Below are 20,550 nucleotides of genomic sequence, written 5' to 3'. Positions count from 1 at the left end.
CGAAGCGGACGAAACGATGAGATATTCGACGGGTGGACCATTTCACAACGGCTGCGGGGTCGCCGTCGCGGGCCCTTAACATCCGGTCATGAGTGAGGCTGTGCGCCTCGGCGCCGACTTCGCCGACGGTGACCTGGAGCAGTGGCAGCGGCTGGCCCTGGCGGTGCTGCGCAAGACCGGTGCCGCCGACGACGGCACGCCGCCGGAGGCGGTCGCGGAGCTGCTGGGCAGCGCCACCTATGACGGGATCGCGGTCGCGCCGCTGTACACCGCCGCCGACGCGGCCGGGTTGCCGGCGGCCGGGTGGCCGGGTCAGGCGCCGTTCATCCGCGGCGGCAGCGCGCAGCCGCGGCCGTGGGACGTGCGGCAACGGCACGCGGACCCCGACGCGAAGGCGACCCGCGAGGCGATCCTCGCCGACCTGGAGAACGGGGCGACCTCGATCTGGCTCGACGGGATCGCGCCCGGCAGCATCCCCGACGTCCTCGACGGCGTGTACCTCGACCTCGCCCCCGTCGTGCTCGACTGCGGCGCCGCGACGGAGGACGCCGCGCGCGTGTTCCTCGGGCTGCCGGGTGACGACAAGCGCGGCAACCTCGGCGCCGACCCGCTCGGGTGGCAGGCGAAGACCGGGGAGCCCGCCGACCTCGGCCTGCTGGGCCGGCTCGCGAAGCAGGCCCCGCGGCACGTGCCGGTGGCGACGGTCGACGCGACGCCCTACCACGAGGCCGGCGGCAGCGACGCCGAGGAGCTCGGCTTCGCCGCCGCGACCGGGGTCGCGTACCTGCGGGCGTTCGTCGACGCGGGGATGAGCGCCGGCATGGCGCTGCGCCAGCTGGAGTTCCGCTATGCGGCCGGCCAGGACCAGTTCGCGACGATCGCGAAGCTACGGGCGGCGCGGCGGATCTGGTCGAGGATCGCGACCGTCTGCGACGTGCCGCACCTCGGCGCGCAGGTGCAGCACGCGGTGACGAGCGCGGCGATGATGACGGCCCGCGACCCGTGGGTGAACCTGCTGCGCACCACCGTCGCCTGCTTCGCCGCCGGGGTCGGCGGCGCCGACGCGGTGACGGTGCTGCCGTTCGACGCGCGGCTCGGGCTGCCCGACGGCTTCGCCCGGCGGATCGCGCGCAACACCTCGACGCTGCTGGTCGAGGAGGCGCACGTGGCGCGGGTCCTCGACCCGGCCGGCGGCTCATGGTTCGTGGAGTCGCTGACCGACGCGCTCGCGCACGCCGCCTGGGACGTGTTCGTCGAGGTGGAGCGGGCCGGCGGGATGGGCGCCGCGCTCGGCGGCGGGCTCGTCGCCGACCGGGTCGCCGCGACCTGGCAGCGCCGCGCCGACCGGATCGCGCACCGCCTCGACCCGATCACCGGCGTCAGCGAGTTCGCGTCCCTGGAGGAGCGGCGGCCGGTCCGCTCCCCCGCGCCGCAGGCACCTTCGGGTGGGCTGCCGCGGCACCGGTACGCCGAGGCGTTCGAGTCCCTGCGTGACGCCGCCGACGGCTCGGACCAGGTCGTCAGCCTGGTCACGCTCGGCCCGGTCGCGGCGCACACCGCGCGGGCGTCGTTCGCGGCCAACCTGTTCGCCGCCGGCGGCATCCGGACGGTCCACAATGGACCGTCTACGACCGTGGCGTGCATCTGCGGCTCCGACCGTTCCTACGCCGAGGAGGCCGAGGACACCGCCCGCCGGTTGAAGGCCGAGGGCGTCAAGACCGTCTGGCTGGCGGGGAAACCCGCCGGCTACGAGCACGTCGACGACTACCTGTACACCGGCTGCGACGCACTCGCCGTGCTCCGCCGCACACATCTGGACCTGGGACTGGTGGCGCCGTGATCCCCGACTTCACCGAGGTCGCCCTCGGCACCCCCCGCGTCGACGCCACCCCGCCGGAGCCCGCCGAGGCGTGGCCGACCCCGGAGGGCATCGACGTCGCCGGCGTGCACGGCGCACCCGACCTCGACGGGCTCGACTTCCTCGACACGTACCCGGGGATCGCCCCGTTCCTGCGCGGGCCCTACCCGACGATGTACACCACGCAGCCGTGGACGGTCCGCCAGTACGCCGGGTTCTCCACCGCCGAGGAGTCCAACGCCTTCTACCGCCGCAACCTCGCCGGCGGGCAGAAGGGCCTGTCCGTCGCCTTCGACCTCGCCACCCACCGCGGCTACGACTCCGACCACCCGCGGGTCGCCGGCGACGTCGGCATGGCCGGCGTCGCGATCGACTCCATCCTCGACATGCGGCAGCTCTTCGACGGCATCCCGCTGGACAAGATGAGCGTGTCGATGACGATGAACGGGGCGGTGCTCCCCGTGCTCGCCCTCTACATCGTCGCCGCCGAGGAGCAGGGCGTCGCGCCGGAGCAGCTGTCCGGCACGATCCAGAACGACATCCTCAAAGAGTTCATGGTCCGCAACACCTACATCTACCCGCCCGCGCCGTCGATGCGGATCATCAGCGACATCTTCCGGTACACCTCGGAGAAGATGCCGAAGTTCAACTCGATCTCCATCTCCGGCTACCACATCCAGGAGGCCGGCGCGACCGCCGACCTGGAGCTCGCCTACACCCTGGCCGACGGCGTCGAATACCTGCGGGCCGGCCGCGACGCCGGCCTCGACGTCGACGTGTTCGCGCCGCGGCTGTCGTTCTTCTGGGCCATCGGCATGAACTTCTTCATGGAGGTCGCGAAGCTGCGCGCCGGCCGGCTGCTGTGGGCGAAGCTCGTGCGCGAGTTCGGCGCGAAGAACCCCAAGTCGCTGAGCCTGCGCACGCACTGCCAGACGTCCGGCTGGTCGCTGACCGCGCAGGACGTGTTCAACAACGTGGTCCGTACCTGCGTCGAGGCGATGGCCGCCACCCAGGGCCACACCCAGTCGCTGCACACCAACGCCCTCGACGAGGCCCTGGCGCTGCCGACCGACTTCTCCGCCCGCATCGCCCGCAACACGCAGCTGCTGCTGCAGCAGGAGTCCGGCACGAACCGGGTCATCGACCCGTGGGGCGGCAGCGCATACGTGGAGCGCCTCACCCACGACCTCGCGGCCCGCGCCTGGCAGCACATCCAGGAGGTCGAGGCGGCCGGCGGCATGGCCCGCGCCATCGACGAGGGCATCCCGAAGCTGCGCATCGAGGAGGCGGCGGCCCGCACCCAGGCCCGCATCGACTCCGGCCGGCAGCCGGTGATCGGGGTCAACAAGTACCGGCCCGACGCCGACGAGCCGATCGAGGTCCTGAAGGTCGACAACTCCTCCGTCCGCGCCCAGCAGCTGGCGAAGCTCGCGCGCCTGCGCGCCTCCCGCGACTCCGCCGCGACGCAGGCCGCCCTGGACGCGTTGTCGGCCGGCGCCGCGTCGGACGGCAACCTCCTGGAGCTGTCGGTCGCGGCGGCCCGCGCGCACGCCACCGTCGGGGAGATCTCCGACGCCCTGGAGAAGGTGTTCGGGCGGCACACGGCGCAGATCCGTACCATCTCCGGGGTGTACCGCGACGAAGCCGGCAACGACGAGCTCATCGACCGGGTCCGCGCCGCCACCGCCGAGTTCGCCGAGGAGGAGGGGCGCCGCCCCCGTATCCTCGTCGCGAAGATGGGCCAGGACGGCCACGACCGCGGCCAGAAGGTCGTCGCGACCGCGTTCGCCGACCTCGGCTTCGACGTCGACGTCGGCCCGCTCTTCCAGACGCCGGACGAGGTGGCCCGCCAGGCGGTCGAGGCCGACGTGCACATCGTCGGCGTCAACTCCCTCGCCGCCGGGCACCTTACCCTCGTCCCCGCGCTGCGCGACGCCCTCGCCGCCCTCGGCCGCGACGACATCCTCGTCATCGTCGGCGGCGTCATCCCCCAGCAGGACTTCGACGAGCTGCGCGCCGCCGGCGCCGCCGCGATCTTCCCGCCGGGCACGGTGATCGCCTCCGCGGCCCTGGACCTGCTCGCCCAACTGCGCCGGTGACCGCTCTCCTCGAGGGGGTGCTCGCCGGGCACCGCGCGTCGATCGGGCGGGCGATCACCCTCGTGGAGTCGACCCGCCCCGACCACCGCACCCAGGCGCAGGAGCTGCTCGTCGCGCTGACCCCGCACGCGGGCCGGGCCCGCCGCGTCGGCGTCACGGGCGTCCCCGGCGTCGGCAAGTCCACGTTCATCGACACGCTCGGCACGTTCCTCACCGGCGCCGGGCACCGGGTCGCGGTCCTCGCCGTCGACCCGTCCTCGACCCGCACCGGCGGCAGCATCCTCGGCGACAAGACCAGGATGGCCCGCCTCGCCGTCGACGACGCCGCCTTTGTACGGCCGTCGCCCACGTCGGGCACCCTCGGCGGCGTGGCCCGCGCGACCCGCGAGGCGATGACCGTCGTCGAGGCGGCGGGCTACGACGTCGTCCTCGTCGAGACCGTCGGCGTCGGCCAGTCCGAGACCGCCGTCGCCGGGATGGTCGACACGTTCCTGTTGCTGGCGCTCGCCCGTACCGGCGACCAACTGCAGGGCATCAAGAAGGGCGTCCTGGAACTCGCCGACGTCATCGCCGTCAACAAGGCCGACGGCCCGCACGAGCCCGACGCCCGCAAGGCCGCCCGCGAGCTGGCCGGCGCGCTGCGCCTGCTGCACACGTCCGGCGCCCGCGACTGGCAGGTGCCGGTCGTCACCTGCAGCGGCCTCACCGGCGCCGGCCTGCCCGACCTCTGGTCCCGCCTCGAGGCCCACCACGACCACCTGTCGTCGTCGGGCGCCCTCGACCGCCACCGCGAGGCCCAGCGGGTCGCGTGGATCTGGGAGACCGCCCGCGCGACCCTCCTGGACCGGCTGCGCACCGACGCCGACGTGCGGGCCCTCGCCCCCGACCTGGAGGCCCAGGTCCGCGCCGGCACCATGACCCCCGGCCAGGCGGCCGACGCCATCCTCGCCGCCTTCCACCGCTCGGCGTAGCGAACCTCAGGCGGCGCCCTGGTCGGGAGCGCGCTCAGCTCGGCGGAGCCGTGGCGGGCGCCGGCGGCGACCCGGGCGCCCGGGCGACCGCCAGGCCGATGCCCTTGCTCGCGCCGGTCACGACGGCTCGCCGGCCGGTGCGGCCGAGGTTCACAGGGACTGCTGCTTCAGCCAGGCCAGGCAGGTGTCCGCCACCTCGCGCCAGCCGGAGTCGATGGTCAGCGAGTGCGCCCGGTCCGGGAACGTGACGAGGTCGGTGACGGCCTCGGAGTGGCGGTACTGCTTGAGGGTCGCCCGGGTCACCGACTCGGGGACGGTGTGGTCCTTGCCGCTGGCGATCAGCAGCAGCGGGCCGCGGGTCTGGTTGTCGGTGGCGACCTTCGCCGGGGAGTGCGGGTCGAAGTTCGCGGTGGCCGCCTCGAACAGCGGCTTGCCCGGCGCGGGGATCGTCCAGCGCTCGTGGAGCTCGTCGGACTCCTGCTCGGAGACGGTGTTGGCGAAGGCGAACCGGAACTGCTCCGCGGTCAGGGAGACGGCCCGGTGCAGGTTCGCCGGGTTCCTGAAGACCGGCAGCGTGGCCCGCAGCGCCGACAGCGGCACCGGCAGCACGCCCTTGATCTGGGCGGCGTCGATCGCGATGGCGGCGAGGGCACGGTCCTGGCCCAGCAGCTTCTGGGCGATCATCCCGCCGAACGAGTGCCCGATCAGGATCGGCGGCGAGGGCAGCCGATCGATGACGCCGGCGAAGTGCTCGACGACGTCGTCGATGCCGTGGTCGCCGATCGCGTCGGGGTGCTGCCGCGACGCCTCGACCGTGGCGCCGTCACCGGGCCAGCCGGGGGCGTGCGGGTCGTAGCCGGCGTCCCGGAACAGCTGGATCCACGGGTCCCACGACGAGGCGTGCAGCCAGAGGCCATGGATGAAGAGCACGGGCGTGGTCACGGTTCGTCTCCACTCGACGCGGGCAGGTGCAGCGGTCGTGAGCACGGTACGCCGGCGGGCTTCAGTCGCGGCTAGCGTCAGACGACTGAACCTGGTGGGACAGCGCGGCGGCGAGCTGACCGCGGGAGCCGACGCCGAGCTTCGGGAAGATGCGGTACAGGTGTGAGCTGACCGTGCGGTGCGACAGGAACAGCCGCTGGCCGATCTCGCGGTTCGACAGGCCCTGCGCGGCCAGCTCGGCGATCTGGGTCTCCTGCGGCGACAGCCGGTCCCGCGGGTGCGGGGTCGGCTGCCACCCGCGCTCGCCGGTCGCCCGCAGCTCCTGGTCGGCCCGCTGCGCCCACGCGCGGGCGCCGACGGCCTCGAAGGCGGCCCGCGCCGCGCGCAGCGGCTCGCGGGACTCGACGACCCGCCGCCGCCGGCGCAGCCACGAGCCGTAGGCCAGCTCGGCGCGGGCCCGGTGCCAGGGCAGCCGGCGGCTCGCACCGTCCACGGCGAGCTGGAACAGCGTCTCGGCCGACCCGTGGTCCGCCAGCACCGCCCTGGCGTACTCCAGGGCGATCGTCGATCCGGTCGCCGGCGACGACCCCGCGATCCGCTCCATCGCGGCCAGCGCCGACCTCGCCTCGGCGTGCCGGCCGGTGTGGACGGCCGCGTCGGCCAGATAGCCCAGCGTCCACACCTGCTGCACCCGCTGGAAGGCCTGATCCGCGGGCTCGAACACACGGAGCAGCTCGCGGTACGCCGGCTCGGGCCGGTTCGCGCCCAGCTCGGCGATCCCGCGGGCCAGCTGCACACCGGCGAGCAGCGACGACGCCGCGTTCGGGGTCCGCAGCGCCGTGTGCTCGGCCTCCGCGAGCAGGACGTGGTGCGTGTCCCAGCCGCGGCCCACGCCGTCGATCAGGGCCACGGCGATGCGGGCGGTCGCGGCCCACAGCGACTGGCCCGTCTCGTCCGCGAGCCGCATCGCCTCGTCCGCCGAGCTCGCCGCGTCGAACGTGCCCAGGTAGATCTCGGCCCACGCCCGGATCGCGAGCGCCTCGGCGAGCAGGCTCATGCGGCCCTGCGCGCGCAGCTCGTGCACGGGGGTGGACAGGAACGTCACGGCCCGGGGGAAGTCACCGGTGCAGAACGCCGCGATGCCCAGCAGGCCCGCCAGGTCGGGGCGGCCGCCGGCGTCCGCGGGCCACCGCGCGAGCTGCTCGATGACCGCCGGTCCCTGCTCGTGCGACTCCGACAGCGCGTGGATGGCCAGCAGCCGCGGGTCGCCGGCCGGCACGTCCGCCTCCCGGGCGGCCTCGACGATCGCGTGCCGGAGCCGCTCCCCCGGGTCGCGCCACCAGACCCGGCGGGCCGCGCCGACCAGCAGCTGCATGGCGAGCTCGACGTCCCCGCCGGCGGTGGCGTGCCGGGCCTCGTCGACGAGGTGCCGCACCTCTGCCGGCTCGCCCGTGGACCCGTCGTGGAAGACGCCCTCGAGCCAGATCAGCCGCGACCGGTCCCGGGGCCGCAGCGTCACCCCCGCGACCTGCGCCTTGATCTGCTCGACCTGGTCGAAGCGGCCCAGCTGGTAGCCGAGCTCCGCGGCGCTGAGCAGGCGCGCGGCCTGCGCCTGCGGGTCCGGGCTCAGCGCCGCCGCCCGCTCCAGCCACGCCGCCGCGGACGCGATCGCGCCGCGGCGCTGGGCGTTCCCGGCCGCCTGCTCCAGCTCGGCCGCGATCCGTTCGTCGCGCCCGGAGACCGCGGCGGCCCGGTGCCACACCGCCCGGTCCGGCTGCGCGGCCAGCACCCGGGCGAGCGCCTCGTGCGCCTGCTGGCGCGTCGCCGGCGGCATGGCCTGCCGCAGCGCCGAGCCGACCAGGGGGTGGGTGATGCGGTACCGGTCCCCGGCCACCGTCAGCAGCCCGTGCTCGAACGCCGGCTGCGCCGCGACCCGGTCGACCGGCGCACCGTGGAGGATCCGCGCCGCCGCGAGCACGTCGTTGACGTCGTCACCGTCGTCGACCGCGGCCACGGTCAGCACCGCGCGCACGGCCGGGCCCAGGTGCTCGGCCCGCGCGGCGAAGGCCCGCTCCAGGCGGGTGGTCATGGGCAGGTCGTCGTCGAGCTCGGTCCACGCGTGCTCCCCCGACTCCAGCGTGGTCGCGAACTCGATCAGGGCGAGCGGGTTGCCGCCGGCCTGCCGCAGCACCCGGTCACGCACCGCCGGGGCGAGCCGCGGCGCCCGCGCCTCCAGCAACGCCGCCGCGGCGGCCTCGTCGATGCCGCCGAGCTCCATCCACTCGACCGTGCCGGGGTCGGCGAACGGCAGCGGCCCGGTCCGCGACGTGCACAGCACGACCACCCGCTCACTGTCGATCCGGCGGGCGACGAAGGCGAGCGCGTCGATCGACGGCCGGTCCATCCAGTGCAGGTCGTCCAGGCACACCAGCACCGGTGTCCGCCGCGCCAGGTCGACGAGCAGCTCCAGCACGGCCAGGAACGCGAAGAACGGGTTCACCTCGGCCGAGTCGCCCATGGCGAAGCAGGCGAGCAGGGCGTCGCGCTGCATGGCCGGCAGCCGCTCGGCCCGCGGCAGCAGCGGCCGCAGCACCTGGTGCAGGCTCGCGAACGGCAGATGCGTCTCCGACTGGCTCCCCCGCGCCGCCAGCACCGTGAACCCACGGGCCCGCGCGTGCCCCACGACCTCCGCCTGCAGCGCGCTCTTGCCCACTCCGGGCTCGCCGAGCAACCCGACCGCACACCCCCGGACGTCGACCGCGTCCAGATGCCCGGACAGTGTGCGCACCTCATCGTCACGCCCGAGAAGACGCTGACCGGTCGACCTGCTCACACCGACGAGCATTCAACCTCCGCCGCCCCCGTGTCCAACCGGGCCGGCCCTCACCGACACTCAGATGTCGACGGGCTTCCCGGTGGTGAGGTCGACGACGCTGATCGCCTCCATGGGGCAGGAAGCCATCGCGTCGAGGACGGCCTCGTCGTCGGGGGCCACGTCCTGGTCGACCGGGTGAGCCCGGCCCTCGACGTCGTCCAGCTCGAAGCGGTCCGGGGCGATGCCCTGACAGCTGCCCGAGCCGATGCACGTGTGGTCCACGGTGATCCGCCACATACACACCAACCTATCGAACTGCGCCATTGTTTGCCGACCCGAGCCAGGTTGGCAAGATTCGTACGGACGATTGAAAAAGTTCAACTTCGGTCGTAGCTTTTGAGGCGCTCACCCCCTGACCCGGTCGGAAGGTGGCTCCATGTCTGCATACCCCGCCAGCGTGCACTTCAGCTCCGGACGCACCGCCGAAGGACCGCTCATCTGGGCGCAGACAGCGATCTGGGACGTGCTGCGCTGGCTGCCGCCGCGCGACTCGACCCTCAACCTGCTCACCCGGTGCCCCGTCCCACCGCACAACGACCTCGGCGGCGTGCTCGCGGCCCTCCGGCGGCTCGTCGAGCGGCACGACTCGCTGCACACCCTGTACGCCGACACCCCCGAAGGCCCCCGGCAGCGGGTCGTCGGCGAGGGCGACATCCCGCTGCGGGTCCACGACATCGGCGACCGCGGCACCGACGAGGCCGCCGCGGAGCTCGGGGAGGCGCTGCGCGCCCCGTGGTTCGACATCGGCGCCGACCTGCCGCTCCGGGTCGCGATCCTGGTCCGCGACGACGCCCCGGTCACCGTCCTGCTCGCCGCCAGCCACATGGCCGTCGACGGCGGGAGCTTCGCGATCGTGCGCGGCGACCTGCTCAACCTGCTGCAGGACCCACCGGTCGCGGTCGAGCCGGGCCAGCAGCCGTTGCAGCGCGTCGAGTACGAGACGTCCGCCGTCGGCCTGCGCAGAGAGGCGAAGGCGCTCGCCTACTGGGCGAAACACCTCACCGGCGTCCCCACCCGCATGATCGAGAGCGTCCGCGACGGCCGGCCGCCCAACCTCGACTGGGGGCTGATCCAGTCCCCCGCCCTGGCGCTCGCCGCGAACGGGCTCGCCGCCCGGGCCGGCGTCCCACCGGCGACGGTGCTCCTGGCCGGGACGGCGCTGCAGCTCGCGGCGTACACCGGCGAGACCGAGGCCCTGCTCCGCATGATCGTGGCGACCCGCTTCCGGCCGGCGAGCCGCGCGCTGGTCGGCGCCTTCAACCAGAACGCGCTCTTCCGGCTCGACTTCACCGGCCGGCCCGCCGAGACCGTCGGCGACCTGCTGCACCGCGCCTCGGACGCCGCGCTGCTGGCGTACGCCCACTGCGAGTACGACCCACGCCGGCTCGAGTCGCTGTTCGCCGAGATCGCCGCCCGCAGCGGGATCACACCCGACGGCTACTGCTTCTTCAACGACACCCGCTTCGTCGCGCAGGACCAGCCGCCGCCGGCGCCGCCGGCCGACCTCGCCGACGCGATCCACGCGGCGCTGCCGGCGACGAAGCTGCGCGCCCCCGTCATCGACCGCCTGCCCAAGGGCGCCAACTTCTTCATGTTCCTCACCGACCTGAGCGACACCGCCGAGCTGATGCTGTGCGCCGAGCACGGGTTCCTCGGCGAGCGCGGCCCCCTCGGCTTCCTCGACGGCCTGGAGCGCCTCGTCGTGAAGGCCGCGCTCGACGAGCACGTCACGACCGGCACGCTGTACCGCGACGCCGCCTGCCCGTGACGGCCCCGCACCACCATGCTCAAAGGCCCGTGACGCGACGATGACGGCGGCGGCCCGGTCACCGGAAAGCCGGTGGCCGGGCCGCGAGACACCGCACGCTCAGGTGCTGGGGCGCGGGATCAGCTCGGGGGAGATGACGTCAGCGATCGTGCTCTCGCGGAGGTGACGGTTGTGGCGCGGCACCTGCCGGGTCTTGGCTTCGGCCAGGCGCCGGCGCAGGTCGTCGCGGACCTCCAGGATGGCGGCGTGCAGGTCCTCCTCCGTCGATGTGGTCACCGCCTTCGGGTGGCCGGGGGTCCAGCACTCGAGGGTGACCTTCTGGCCGCGGGCGTTGCGGTCCTTCACCGACACCTCGATCTCCGTCGCGTCGACCGGGAACGCGGCCAGGTGGGTGTCGAGCGTGGCGAACTGCTCGGCGATCCAGACTCTGTCGCCCTGGGAGAAGCCGGCGCCGACGCGCAGGCAGTCCTCGACGGTGGCCGGTGTGCTCGTAGCACTTCTCGACATGTCCGAGACCCCTTCCGTTGCTTGCCTTGACTTTGACCGCTTACCCCTCAATGACCCGGTTCATGTCCCCCAATCCTTCCTAGGAGGCTAGTCCACCACCCTTGGCGATGATTCCGGCCCGAATCCGTCAGCTCGCCCGGTCGGCGGCCGATGAAGGGGACAGTATGTCCAGACCTCCGTGGATCGTCGCCGTCGTGACAGCGCTCGCGATCCTGCTCACCCCGACCGTGGTGCTCGGCACGGCCTCGCCCGCGAACGCCGGCGAGGGGGGCGACCCTGCCCTGATGCAGAAGCTCGACGAGGCGAACCGCGCCTACATCGACGCGCAGAACGCCCTGACCGCGTCCCTGCAACGGCAGAAGGCCCTCGAGGAACAGCAGCAGAAGCTGGAGCCGGAGTACGCGAAGCTGCGCGACGAGACCCAGACGATGACGGTCGCCGCGTACCAGAACGGCGGCGGGCTGCGCAGCGCGGCGACGCTGCTGGACAGCCGGACGCCGGGGGTCTTCGCCGACCGGGTGAGCACACTGGAGGTCATCGCCCGGCGCAACGCCGCCCGGCTCACCCGGCTGACGGCGATGCGGACCGAGCTGATCAGGACGAAGGCGACGATCGACGCCGAGGTCGGCACGCAGCAGGCGAGCATGGCGGTGATGGCGAAGCAGAAGGCCGACCTGGAGGAGGCGCTCGCCCAGTCGATGGCCGCCGTCGACGTGTCCACCACGTGGAGCGGCAAGACCACGACCAAGGTGGCCGAGCCCGCGCCGCGCCTGGCCGACGGCTCCTGGGCGGCGGAGTCGTGCGGCACCGACGACCCGACGACCGGCGGCTGCCTCACGCCGCGGACCCTGCACGCGCTGCAGGAGGTGCGCAGGGCCGGGTTCCTGCACTTCGTGTCGTGCTGGCGGGCACCGGGCGAGCCCTACGAGCACCCGAAGGGCCGGGCCTGCGACTTCGCCGCCGACGTGAAGGGCTTCGGCGGGGTGGCGGCGGGCGCGTCGAAGGAGTACGGCACCCAGCTCGCCGCGTGGCTGATCAAGAACGCGCAGGCACTGGGCGTGATGTACGTGATCTGGTTCAAGCAGATCTGGACGCCGGCGGGCGGCTGGCACGCCTACAACAGCGGCCAGGGCGACCCGAGCAGCGACCACACCAACCACGTGCACATGTCAATCTACTAGCACCGACAGCAGCGCCGTCACCGCCGGCAGCGCCGCTCTGCCCGCCGTGACCAGCGCGTCCAGCCGCCGGGCGCCCGCGACGGGCAGGTCGGTCACCCGTACACCCGCCGCCAACGCGTCACGGAGCGCCAGGTCCGGCACGATGGTGGCGCCGTGCCCCGCGGCGACGAGCGCGAGCACGACCGGGTAGTCGACGCACGCGTGCACCCGCCGCGGGGTGAAGCCGCGCTCGCGGCCGAGCCGGTCCAGGACCTGCCCGGTCGTCGACGTCGGCGGCCCGGCGATCCACGGGCAGTCGGCGAGGTCGCCGTAGGAGAGCACGGGCGGCCAGCCCGCGGGCACCACGACCCGGTACGGGTCCTCGCCGAGCGGCACCACGCTCACCTGCCGCCGCGACTCCAGGCCCAGCGAGGCGTCGCGCTCGGTGATGGTCACGTCGAGGCCGCCGAGGCGCAGCTCGCGCAGCGCGGGCGGGCCGTCGAGCTCGGTGATCGAGCAGGTCACGTCGGGGTGGTCGCGGGCGAGGCGGGCCATCGCGGGGATCAGCAGGTGCCGGATCACGGTCGCGAACGCGCCGACACGCACGAGCCCGGCGGCGCGGCCCGACATGGCGACCAGCTCCCGCTCCGCCTCGGCCAGCTCCCGCTCGATCGCCTCGGCGCGGACGGCGAGGACCCGGCCGGCGGCGGTGAGCACGGCGCGCCGCCCGGACCGGTCCACCAGCGGCCGGCCGACGGTGTGCTCCAGCTGCGCGAGCTGCTGCGACACCGCCGACGGGGTGACGTGCAGCGCCGCGGCGGCGCCGGCGAGGGTGCCGCGGCGGGCGATCGCGGCGAGCACCGCGAGGCGGCGCGGGTCCAGGTTCATGCAGTCCTGCTTCAGTGCAACTGTAGGAATTCTCGCTCACACGTTAGCTGCGCTGTCTGCCACGATCGCAGGTGTGCGACGCTTCATCGAACTGAGCCACCCCGTCCACGCCGGCCTGGTCACCTATCCGGGCATGCCCGGGCCCGTGATCAGCGACTACCTGTCCCGCGAGGACGCCCGCGGCAGGTACGCGCCCGGGACCGACTTCCAGATCGGCCGCATCGACCTGATCGCCAACACCGGCACCTACCTGGACACGCCCGCGCACCGCTTCGAGGGCCGCGGCGACCTCACCGACGTCCCCCTCGAACGGGTCGCGGACCTGCCCGGCGTCCTCGTCGACGCGACCGGTGTCCGCGCGGTCGACGCGGCGCTGCTGGAGCGGCAGGCCGGCACGTACGGCGACGTCACGGACTGCGCCGTCCTCGTGTGCACCGGCTGGTCGAAGCACTTCGGGAAGCCCGCCTACGGCGACCCGGACGCGCCGTTCCTGACCCGCGACGCCGTCGAGTGGCTGGTGCGCAGAGGCCCGGCGCTGGTCGGCATCGACTCGGTCAACATCGACGACGTCGCCGACCTGACCCGCCCCGCGCACACCGGCCTGCTCGACGCCGGCATCTACGTCGTGGAGCACCTCAACGACCTGGACCGGCTGCCGGTCGACGGGTTCCGGTTCACGGCGGTGCCGCCGCGGATCGCCGGCATGGGCACGTTCACCGTCCGCGCCTACGCGGTGCTGTCGTGATCGCCCTGATCGGCTGGGCGGGCGCGGCCGGGCTGCTCGCCGCGTACGCCCTCGTCTCCACGAAACGGATCACCGGCGACGGTGCCGTGTTCCAGGGCCTCAACATCACCGGCGGCGCGGCTCTCGCGCTCAACTCGGCCGTCAACGGCGCGTGGCCGTCCGCGGTGCTCAACGTCGTGTGGGTGGCGATCGGCGCGGTCGCGATCTTCCGGCTGGCGCGGCGCCGGGCCGTCAGAGCCGCCCCGAGTACCAGGGCGTCCTGACCCGGTAGAAGACGAACCGTCCGGGCGCCGCCGCGCAGGCCAGGTACGTGTGGCTCCACGTGCACGTGTCGACCGGCACGTCCAGGGCGCCGAGGTCGCGGGTCGCGCCGTTGTCGGCCTGCACGCCGAGCCAGGTGTACGGGCCGGCCGGCACGTCGACCGGCAGCAGCAGGTAGCTGCCGTCGTCGAGGCGGGCGGCGCGCCGGCCGGGCCAGCGCCGCACGACCTGCCCCGCGTCGTCGAGCAGCACCGCGCCGTCGGCGTCGCGGAGCATCAGCCGCTCGCCGACGGGCAGCAGGGTGCGGGGCGCGTCGACGTCGACGCGGAACGCGACCTCGCCGGTGCGGATGTCCAGCGCGGTCACCCGGTGCCCCTCGACCGCGCAGACCCGCCGCTCCCCGCAGGCGGCGAGCGACCGCACCCGCACCTGCGGGTCCGGTGACGTCCACGTCCACTGCACCTTGTCGAGCTTCAACCGGTCGCGGGCCTGGATCCGGTACCCGGGGCCGGATCCGGCGACGAAGACCTGCTCCTCGTACGGGTACACGAGGTCCTCGGGCGCGGCGACGGCCGGCGCGGCGTCGTCCGGCTTGCCGCTGGACAGGCTGATCACCTCGATGCCACCGCCGGCGACGGCGCGGACCAGGTGCGGGTCGACGGTCAGCGGCTCGTCGAGGGCGGCGCCGTCCGGCGACGTCGGGACCTGCTGGTGGCTCCAGTTGTCGGTCAGCCAGAAGCTGCCGGCGCCACCCGGCTGGTCGAGGGTCGCGATCTCCTTCTGCGTGCCGACGTCGGTGACGACGAGCTTGTGGTCGGCGCCGCGGTACCGCACGAAGTACTTGCCGACGAGCTCCCAGCGGTCCCCGGCGACGACGTCGAACCTGATGAACGGCACCCCGTTGTTCGCGTTGAGCAGGGTGATCGTGCGGTGTCCGGCGGTGTCCGGGGCGCCGGTGACGATCACGGAGCCGCGGGCGAAGCTGAACGACTCGACGGCGGTGAGGGCCGAGTTGGTCCAGATCGGGGGCTCGCCGGGCTTGTCGACGTCGACCGCGCGCAGGTGGAAGCGCCCAGTGGCTCCCGGACCGGCCTGATAGCCGACGAACGCCCGGCCGCTGTCCAGGAACGCGCGCAGGCCGGGCCCCTCGACGGCGCCCGGGAAGGCGGCCTCGCCGGTGCGGGTCAGCCGGTCGAACGCATACGGCCGCTGGTTGAGCCGGTAGACGAACGCGCCGGCGACCACGGCGACGACGAGGACCGCGACGACCGCGGCGGACCAGCGGGCGCGCCGCGAGAGCCACAGCGACCGACGCGACGTCTGCACCCGCCGACCCTATCGCGACCGTTCTACGAGAAGCTGTTGGGGCCGAGCAGCGCTTTCAGGTCGCCCTTCAGGGCGGTGGTCGGCTCGACCCGGTACGGGCCGAGGCGCAGCAGGGTGATCCGCGAGCCGTGGCTGAGCTTCACGTGCACCTCGGCCTTGCCGGGGTGGTTGAGCAGGATCTCCTTGAGCCGGTCGACCAGCGGCGGCGTGCACCGGTTCGCCGGCAGCGACAGCACCACCGGCCGGTTCTCGTCCGCGGTGGTGACGTCAGGCATCGACAGGTCCATCGCCATGAGCCGCGGCGTCTCGTCCCGCCGGTCGACGCGGCCCTTGACCACGACGATCGCGTCCTCGGCGATGTACTGGCCAACGAGCTCGTACGTGTTGGGGAAGAACAACGCCTCGACGGCGCCGCCGAGGTCCTCCAGGCTCGCCGACGCCCACGGCTTGCCCTGCTTGGTGATGCGCCGCTGCACGCCGGTCAGCATCCCGGCGAGGGTGATGACGGCGCCGTCCGGCACCGAGCCCTCCTCCGACAGGCTGCTGATCGCCGTGTCCGCGGCCTTGGCGAGCACCGACTCGAGGCCGAACAGGGGGTGGTCGGACACGTACAGGCCGAGCATCTCCCGCTCGAACGTGAGCAGCTCCCGCTTGTCCCACTCGATCTGCGGGATCGCGGCGGTCATGGCGGGGGCGCCGCCGCCGGTGTCGTCGCTGCCGAACGCGTCGCCGAAGAGGTCGAACTGGCCGATCGCCTCGTTCTTCTTGATGTCGGCGTACGCGTCGATCGCGTCGGCGTGGACCGCCAGGAGCCCGCGGCGCGGGTGGTCCATCGAGTCGAACGCGCCGGCCTTGATCAGCGACTCGATCGTCTTCTTGTTGCAGGCGACGGCGTCGACCTTCGACAGGAAGTCGTGGAAGTCCTTGTACGGCGCGGCCTGCCGGCAGCGCACGATCGCGTCGACGACGTTGTGGCCGACGTTGCGCACGGCGGCGAGGCCGAAGCGGATGTCCTTGCCGACCGGCGTGAACGGCCCCGCGGACGTGTTGACGTCCGGCGGCAGCACGTCGATGCCCATCCGCCGGCACTCCGACAGGTACAGGGCCATCTTGTCCTTGTCGTCGCCGACGCTGGTCAGCAGCCCGGCCATGTACTCCGCCGGGTAGTTCGCCTTGAGGTACGCCGTCCAGTACGAGACGAGCCCGTAGCCGGCCGTGTGCGCCTTGTTGAACGCGTAGTCGGCGAACGGGACGAGCACGTCCCACAGCTTCTTGATCGCGTCGGCGCTGTAGCCGTTGGCCTTCATGCCGTCGCTGAACGGCACGAACTCCTTCTCCAGGACCTCTTTCTTCTTCTTGCCCATGGCCCGGCGCAGCAGGTCGGCCTGGCCGAGGGTGTAGCCGGCGAGCTTCTGCGCGGCGCGCTGCACCTGCTCCTGGTAGACGATCAGCCCGTACGTGGGGCCCAGGATCTCCTGGAGCGGCTCCTCCAGCTCCGGGTGGATCGGCGTCATCTCCTGCTGCCCGTTCTTGCGCAGCGCGTAGTTGGTGTGCGAGTTCGCACCCATCGGGCCCGGCCGGTACAGCGCCAGGACCGCGGAGATGTCCTCGAAGTTGTCGGGCTTCATCAGCCGCAGCAGCGAGCGCATCGGCCCGCCGTCGAGCTGGAACACGCCGAGGGTGTCGCCGCGGGCGAGCAGCTCGTAGGCGGCCTTGTCGTCCAGCGACAGGCTGAGCAGGTCGAGCTTGATGCCGTGGTTGCGCTCGATGTTCTTGACCGCGTCGTCGATGATCGTCAGGTTGCGCAGGCCGAGGAAGTCCATCTTCAGCAGCCCGAGCGTCTCGCACGTCGGGTAGTCGAACTGCGTGATGATCGCGCCGTCGGCGTCGCGGCGCATCAGCGGCACGTGCTCGATCAGCGGCTCGGCGGACATGATGACGCCGGCGGCGTGGACACCCGTCTGGCGGATCAGCCCCTCGATGCCCTTCGCCGTGTCGACGACCTTCTTGACGTCGGGGTCGCTCTCGTACAGCGCGCGGAACTCGACCGCCTCGGAGTAGCGCGGGTGGTTCGGGTCGAAGATGCCGGTGAGCGGGATGTCCTTGCCCATCACCGCGGGCGGCATCGCCTTGGTGATCCGGTCGCCGACCGCGAACGGGTAGCCCAGGACCCGCGCCGAGTCCTTGATGGCGGCCTTGGCCTTGATCGTGCCGAAGGTGGCGATCTGCGCGACCCGGTCCTCGCCCCACTTGTCCGTCACGTACCGGATGACGTCGCCGCGCCGGCGCTCGTCGAAGTCGATGTCGATGTCGGGCATCGAGATACGGTCGGGGTTCAGGAACCGTTCGAAGATCAGGCCGTGCGGCAGCGGGTCGAGGTCGGTGATGCCCATCGCGTACGCCACCAGGCTGCCGGCGGCCGAGCCACGCCCCGGGCCGACGGCGATGCCCTGGTTCTTCGCCCACAGGATGAAGTCGGACACGACGAGGAAGTAGGCCGGGAAGCCCATCTTCACGATCATGTCGGTCTCGTAGTCGGCCTGCCGCTGGTGCTCCTCGTCGATGCCCTCGGGGAACCGGCGCGCCATCCCTCGGGCGACCTCGGCCCGGAAGAACGACTCCTCGGTCTCCCCCTCCGGCACCGGGAAGCGCGGCATCAGGTTGCGCTCCTTGAACATGCCGTCGGTGTCGACCTTCTCGGCCACCAGCAGCGTGTTGCGGCAGCCCTGCTGCCACAGGTCGGAGCCGTCGACGGCGCGCATCTCGTCGGCGGACTTCAGGTAGTAGCCCGACCCGCCGAACCGGAACCGGTTCGGGTCGTTGATGTTGGCCGCCGTCTGCACGCACAGCAGCACGTCGTGCGCCTCGGCCTGGGCCTGGTGCGTGTAGTGCGAGTCGTTGGTGACGACCGGCGGGATGTCGAGCCGCTTGCTGATCTCGGTCAGGCCCTCGCGGACGCGCCGCTCGATGTCGAGGCCGTGGTCCATGACCTCGAGGAAGTAGTTGTCCTTGCCGAAGATCTCCTGGTACTTGGCGGCGGCCTTCAGCGCCTCGTCGAACTGGTCGAGCCGCAGCCGCGTCTGGACCTCGCCGGACGGGCAGCCGGTCGTGGCCATCAGGCCCTCGGCGTGCTCGGCGATGATCTCCATGTCCATCCGGGGCCACTTCACGAAGTGCCCCTCGATCGACGCCCGCGAGTTGAGCCGGAACAGGTTGTGCAGGCCGGTCCTGTTCTTCGCCCAGATGGTCTTGTGCGTGTACCCGCCGGAGCCGGACACGTCGTCGTCCTTCTGGTCGGGGCGGCCCCACTTGACGCGCTGCTTGTGCAGCCGCGACTCGGGCGCGACGTAGGCCTCGACGCCGAGGATCGGGGTGACGCCCGCGGCGGTCGCCTGCTTGTAGAAGTCGTACGCGCCGTGCATGTTGCCGTGGTCGGTGATCGCGACGGCGGGCATGCCGAGACGGTTCGCCTCCTTGAACATGTCCTTCAGTCGCGCCGCTCCGTCGAGCATGGAGTACTCGGTGTGCACATGGAGATGCACGAACGAGTCGGCCATGCTGCGCCCCCCTGTTCAGCTGTCCTTCACTTCCGGCGCGTCAGCCTAGCCACGGTTCATGATCGACACGCCGTCGGGCGGATGTGATCCCTCTTGCGGCCCAGAATCGGCACACGCAGACCGGACAAAACCGCCGCCGCCTCGACGGTCCGTCACGGCCGGGTCACTGCAGCTCGGCGGTGACCAGCAGCCGCACGTACGCGTCGACCCAGAGGCGCACGGTCGCGTCGTCCGGGTCGGGTCCCAGCCCTTCCCGCAGGGCGCCGACCGAGGCGGCCGCGCGGCGCAGCCCGACCCGCAGCAACGTCTGCTCCGCGTCGCGCAGCCGGCCGGCGAACGTCGGCGGCAGCATCCGCAGGCCCCGGTGGGGCACCTCGGCGAGCAGCGCCGAGGCCGCGCCGACCGCGTGCCGGAGCGGGTCCTCGTCGAGCACCGGCCCGCCGTCGACCCGGAACCCGCCCGCCGGCGCCAGGTCGGGGACCACGACGGCGTCGTCGCCGACCGCGAACCCGAGCGGCTCGACGGTGATCATGCCGCGGGTCCTGCCGACGATGCCGGCGACGGCCCGGACCGGACCCCGCAGCGCCGCGGCGATCGCGTCGAGGGCGCCGGGCGCGGCCGCGGTGTGGGTCGCGGTGATCGTCGCCACCCCGCCGGCCGGGGCCGCGACGACGGCGTCGAGCCGCTGGGCGCCCGGGGAGTAGTGCACGGACCGGACCTCCGCGACCTCCACGACGCGCACCAGCTCCGCCTCGACCCTGGGCCGCACGACCCGCGGCGGGAGCCCGTCGAGGTGCGCGGCGAGGTCCCGCAGGTCCCGCACGACGAGCGCGTCCGGCAGGGCCGTCCACATGCCCTGCGACGGGGTGACCGTGGTCTTCGCGACGCGGCTGGTGGCGAGGCGCACGGTGCGGCTGGCGCTGCGGACCGCCGACTCGGTCACGACGGTGCCGCCGGCGAGCTGGGCGGCGGTGGCTCCGGCGACCCGGCCGCCTTCCCGGTACGGCCGGCGCAGCACCAGCACGGTGGCGCTGTCCGCGTGGGCGAAGTAGATCTCGACCTGCGTCTCGTCGCCGACGGTCCTGAGCCGGCAGCCGAGCCCGTCGAGCCGGGCGCGGCGCATCGGGGTCTCCGCGGCCTCCCGCGTGCCGAGGATCCTGGCCCGCAGGCCGGCGCCGGGAGCTGCCGGAAGGGCGTGACACCGGCTGGTGACCGCGCGGTGCCTGGCGTGCAGCTCGGCGACCAGCCCGGCGAGCCGTTCGTGGCTGTAGGAGGTGGCGCGCTGCCCGTACGCCGCGAGCTGCTCCTCGAGGTCGCCGACGGCCAGCAGCGGCCAGCGCAGCCCGGCCCGGTCCAGGCGCTGCCGCACCTCGGCGACCGTGGCCGCCAGCCCGGGGCCGACGTGGGTCGCGCCGGTGAGCAGGATCTCGCCGGCGAGGTGTACGGCGGCGTCGAGGGATGCGTCGGTCCCGGTGTCGGCGGTGGCGGGCCCTCCGACGTCGACCTGCACGTCCTGCCCGTCGGTTTTTGCACCTTTCGCGGCTTCTGTGTCAGCTGCTTCTGCGGCGGCTTTCGCGTCTTTTGTATCGGCGG

At 73.1% G+C, this 20,550-nt stretch carries 15 protein-coding genes; 7 read left to right on the top strand and 8 right to left on the bottom strand.

Features of this window, described 5'->3' with window-relative positions; all coding sequences use genetic code 11:
• Nucleotides 1-88: 88 nt before the first annotated feature.
• Genes ABZ321_RS20600 through meaB form a run of 3 tightly spaced genes read left to right on the top strand, consistent with a single transcriptional unit; the run spans nucleotide 89 to nucleotide 4,928 of the window.
• Nucleotides 89-1,840: a methylmalonyl-CoA mutase subunit beta gene (locus ABZ321_RS20600; RefSeq protein WP_354893360.1), complete on the top strand. Its 1,752-nt coding sequence runs from the start codon at nucleotides 89-91 to the stop codon at nucleotides 1,838-1,840.
• Entirely contained in the window at nucleotides 1,837-3,957 is a 2,121-nt protein-coding gene (gene scpA, locus ABZ321_RS20595; protein ID WP_344502530.1) for a methylmalonyl-CoA mutase, read from the top strand. The genes ABZ321_RS20600 and scpA overlap by 4 nt, the downstream gene beginning before the upstream one ends.
• A complete protein-coding gene (gene meaB, locus ABZ321_RS20590; RefSeq protein WP_354893356.1) occupies nucleotides 3,954-4,928 on the top strand; it encodes a methylmalonyl Co-A mutase-associated GTPase MeaB in 975 nt (324 codons plus the stop codon). The genes scpA and meaB overlap by 4 nt, the downstream gene beginning before the upstream one ends.
• 150 nt (nucleotides 4,929-5,078) lie before the next feature.
• Here meaB and ABZ321_RS20585 read toward each other — a convergent pair whose 3' ends face one another.
• From ABZ321_RS20585 to ABZ321_RS20575, 3 genes are all read right to left on the bottom strand, one after another.
• On the bottom strand, nucleotides 5,079-5,870 hold the full coding sequence (locus tag ABZ321_RS20585; protein ID WP_354893353.1) for an alpha/beta hydrolase: 792 nt from the start codon (nucleotides 5,868-5,870) through the stop codon (nucleotides 5,079-5,081).
• Nucleotides 5,871-5,931: 61 nt separating this feature from the next.
• Nucleotides 5,932-8,715: an AAA family ATPase gene (locus tag ABZ321_RS20580; RefSeq protein ID WP_354893350.1), complete on the bottom strand. Its 2,784-nt coding sequence runs from the start codon at nucleotides 8,713-8,715 to the stop codon at nucleotides 5,932-5,934.
• A 48-nt stretch (nucleotides 8,716-8,763) separates the two neighbouring features.
• Nucleotides 8,764-8,982, bottom strand: coding sequence for a ferredoxin (locus tag ABZ321_RS20575; RefSeq protein WP_354893347.1), 219 nt, complete (start codon nucleotides 8,980-8,982; stop codon nucleotides 8,764-8,766).
• Between the two features lie 139 nt (nucleotides 8,983-9,121).
• Here ABZ321_RS20575 and ABZ321_RS20570 point away from each other — a divergent pair, with 139 nt between their 5' ends.
• A complete protein-coding gene (locus tag ABZ321_RS20570; RefSeq protein WP_354893344.1) occupies nucleotides 9,122-10,513 on the top strand; it encodes a condensation domain-containing protein in 1,392 nt (463 codons plus the stop codon).
• Between the two features lie 99 nt (nucleotides 10,514-10,612).
• Here the strand turns inward: ABZ321_RS20570 and ABZ321_RS20565 are convergent, their stop codons facing one another.
• Nucleotides 10,613-11,020 carry an HPF/RaiA family ribosome-associated protein gene (locus ABZ321_RS20565; RefSeq protein ID WP_344502536.1) on the bottom strand — a complete coding sequence of 136 codons (408 nt, stop codon included), beginning with the start codon at nucleotides 11,018-11,020 and terminating at the stop codon, nucleotides 10,613-10,615.
• Between the two features lie 164 nt (nucleotides 11,021-11,184).
• Here ABZ321_RS20565 and ABZ321_RS20560 point away from each other — a divergent pair, with 164 nt between their 5' ends.
• Complete coding sequence (locus ABZ321_RS20560) at nucleotides 11,185-12,201, top strand: hypothetical protein (RefSeq protein ID WP_344502537.1); 1,017 nt, start codon at nucleotides 11,185-11,187, stop codon at nucleotides 12,199-12,201.
• Here ABZ321_RS20560 and ABZ321_RS20555 read toward each other — a convergent pair.
• Nucleotides 12,190-13,068: a LysR family transcriptional regulator gene (locus ABZ321_RS20555; protein WP_344502538.1), complete on the bottom strand. Its 879-nt coding sequence runs from the start codon at nucleotides 13,066-13,068 to the stop codon at nucleotides 12,190-12,192. The genes ABZ321_RS20560 and ABZ321_RS20555 overlap by 12 nt on opposite strands.
• 73 nt (nucleotides 13,069-13,141) lie before the next feature.
• Here ABZ321_RS20555 and ABZ321_RS20550 point away from each other — a divergent pair, with 73 nt between their 5' ends.
• Nucleotides 13,142-13,813, top strand: a complete 672-nt coding sequence (locus ABZ321_RS20550; RefSeq protein ID WP_354893340.1) for a cyclase family protein — start codon at nucleotides 13,142-13,144, stop codon at nucleotides 13,811-13,813.
• A complete protein-coding gene (locus ABZ321_RS20545) occupies nucleotides 13,810-14,076 on the top strand; it encodes a hypothetical protein (protein ID WP_344502540.1) in 267 nt (88 codons plus the stop codon). Before ABZ321_RS20550 ends, ABZ321_RS20545 begins: the two co-directional genes overlap by 4 nt.
• Here ABZ321_RS20545 and ABZ321_RS20540 read toward each other — a convergent pair.
• The 3 genes from ABZ321_RS20540 to ABZ321_RS20530 form a co-directional block, all read right to left on the bottom strand.
• Nucleotides 14,045-15,400 (bottom strand): hypothetical protein, encoded by a 1,356-nt coding sequence (locus ABZ321_RS20540; RefSeq protein WP_354893337.1) that lies wholly within the window; start codon nucleotides 15,398-15,400, stop codon nucleotides 14,045-14,047. The two genes, ABZ321_RS20545 and ABZ321_RS20540, sit on opposite strands and share 32 nt — an antisense overlap.
• 23 nt (nucleotides 15,401-15,423) lie before the next feature.
• Nucleotides 15,424-18,957 (bottom strand): DNA polymerase III subunit alpha, encoded by a 3,534-nt coding sequence (gene dnaE / locus ABZ321_RS20535; protein WP_354893334.1) that lies wholly within the window; start codon nucleotides 18,955-18,957, stop codon nucleotides 15,424-15,426.
• Nucleotides 18,958-19,120: 163 nt separating this feature from the next.
• The gene (locus ABZ321_RS20530; RefSeq protein ID WP_354893331.1) at nucleotides 19,121-20,467 is read right to left on the bottom strand and encodes a hypothetical protein; all 1,347 of its coding nucleotides are present in this window, start codon (nucleotides 20,465-20,467) and stop codon (nucleotides 19,121-19,123) included.
• Between the last annotated feature and the right edge of the window lie 83 nt (nucleotides 20,468-20,550).

The sequence above is a fragment of the Dactylosporangium sp. NPDC006015 genome, from assembly GCF_040614215.1.
GTDB classification, from domain to species: domain Bacteria; phylum Actinomycetota; class Actinomycetes; order Mycobacteriales; family Micromonosporaceae; genus Dactylosporangium; species Dactylosporangium maewongense.
The sequence above is the reverse complement of the archived record's forward strand: the minus strand, read 5'-3'. Positions and strand labels throughout refer to the sequence as shown.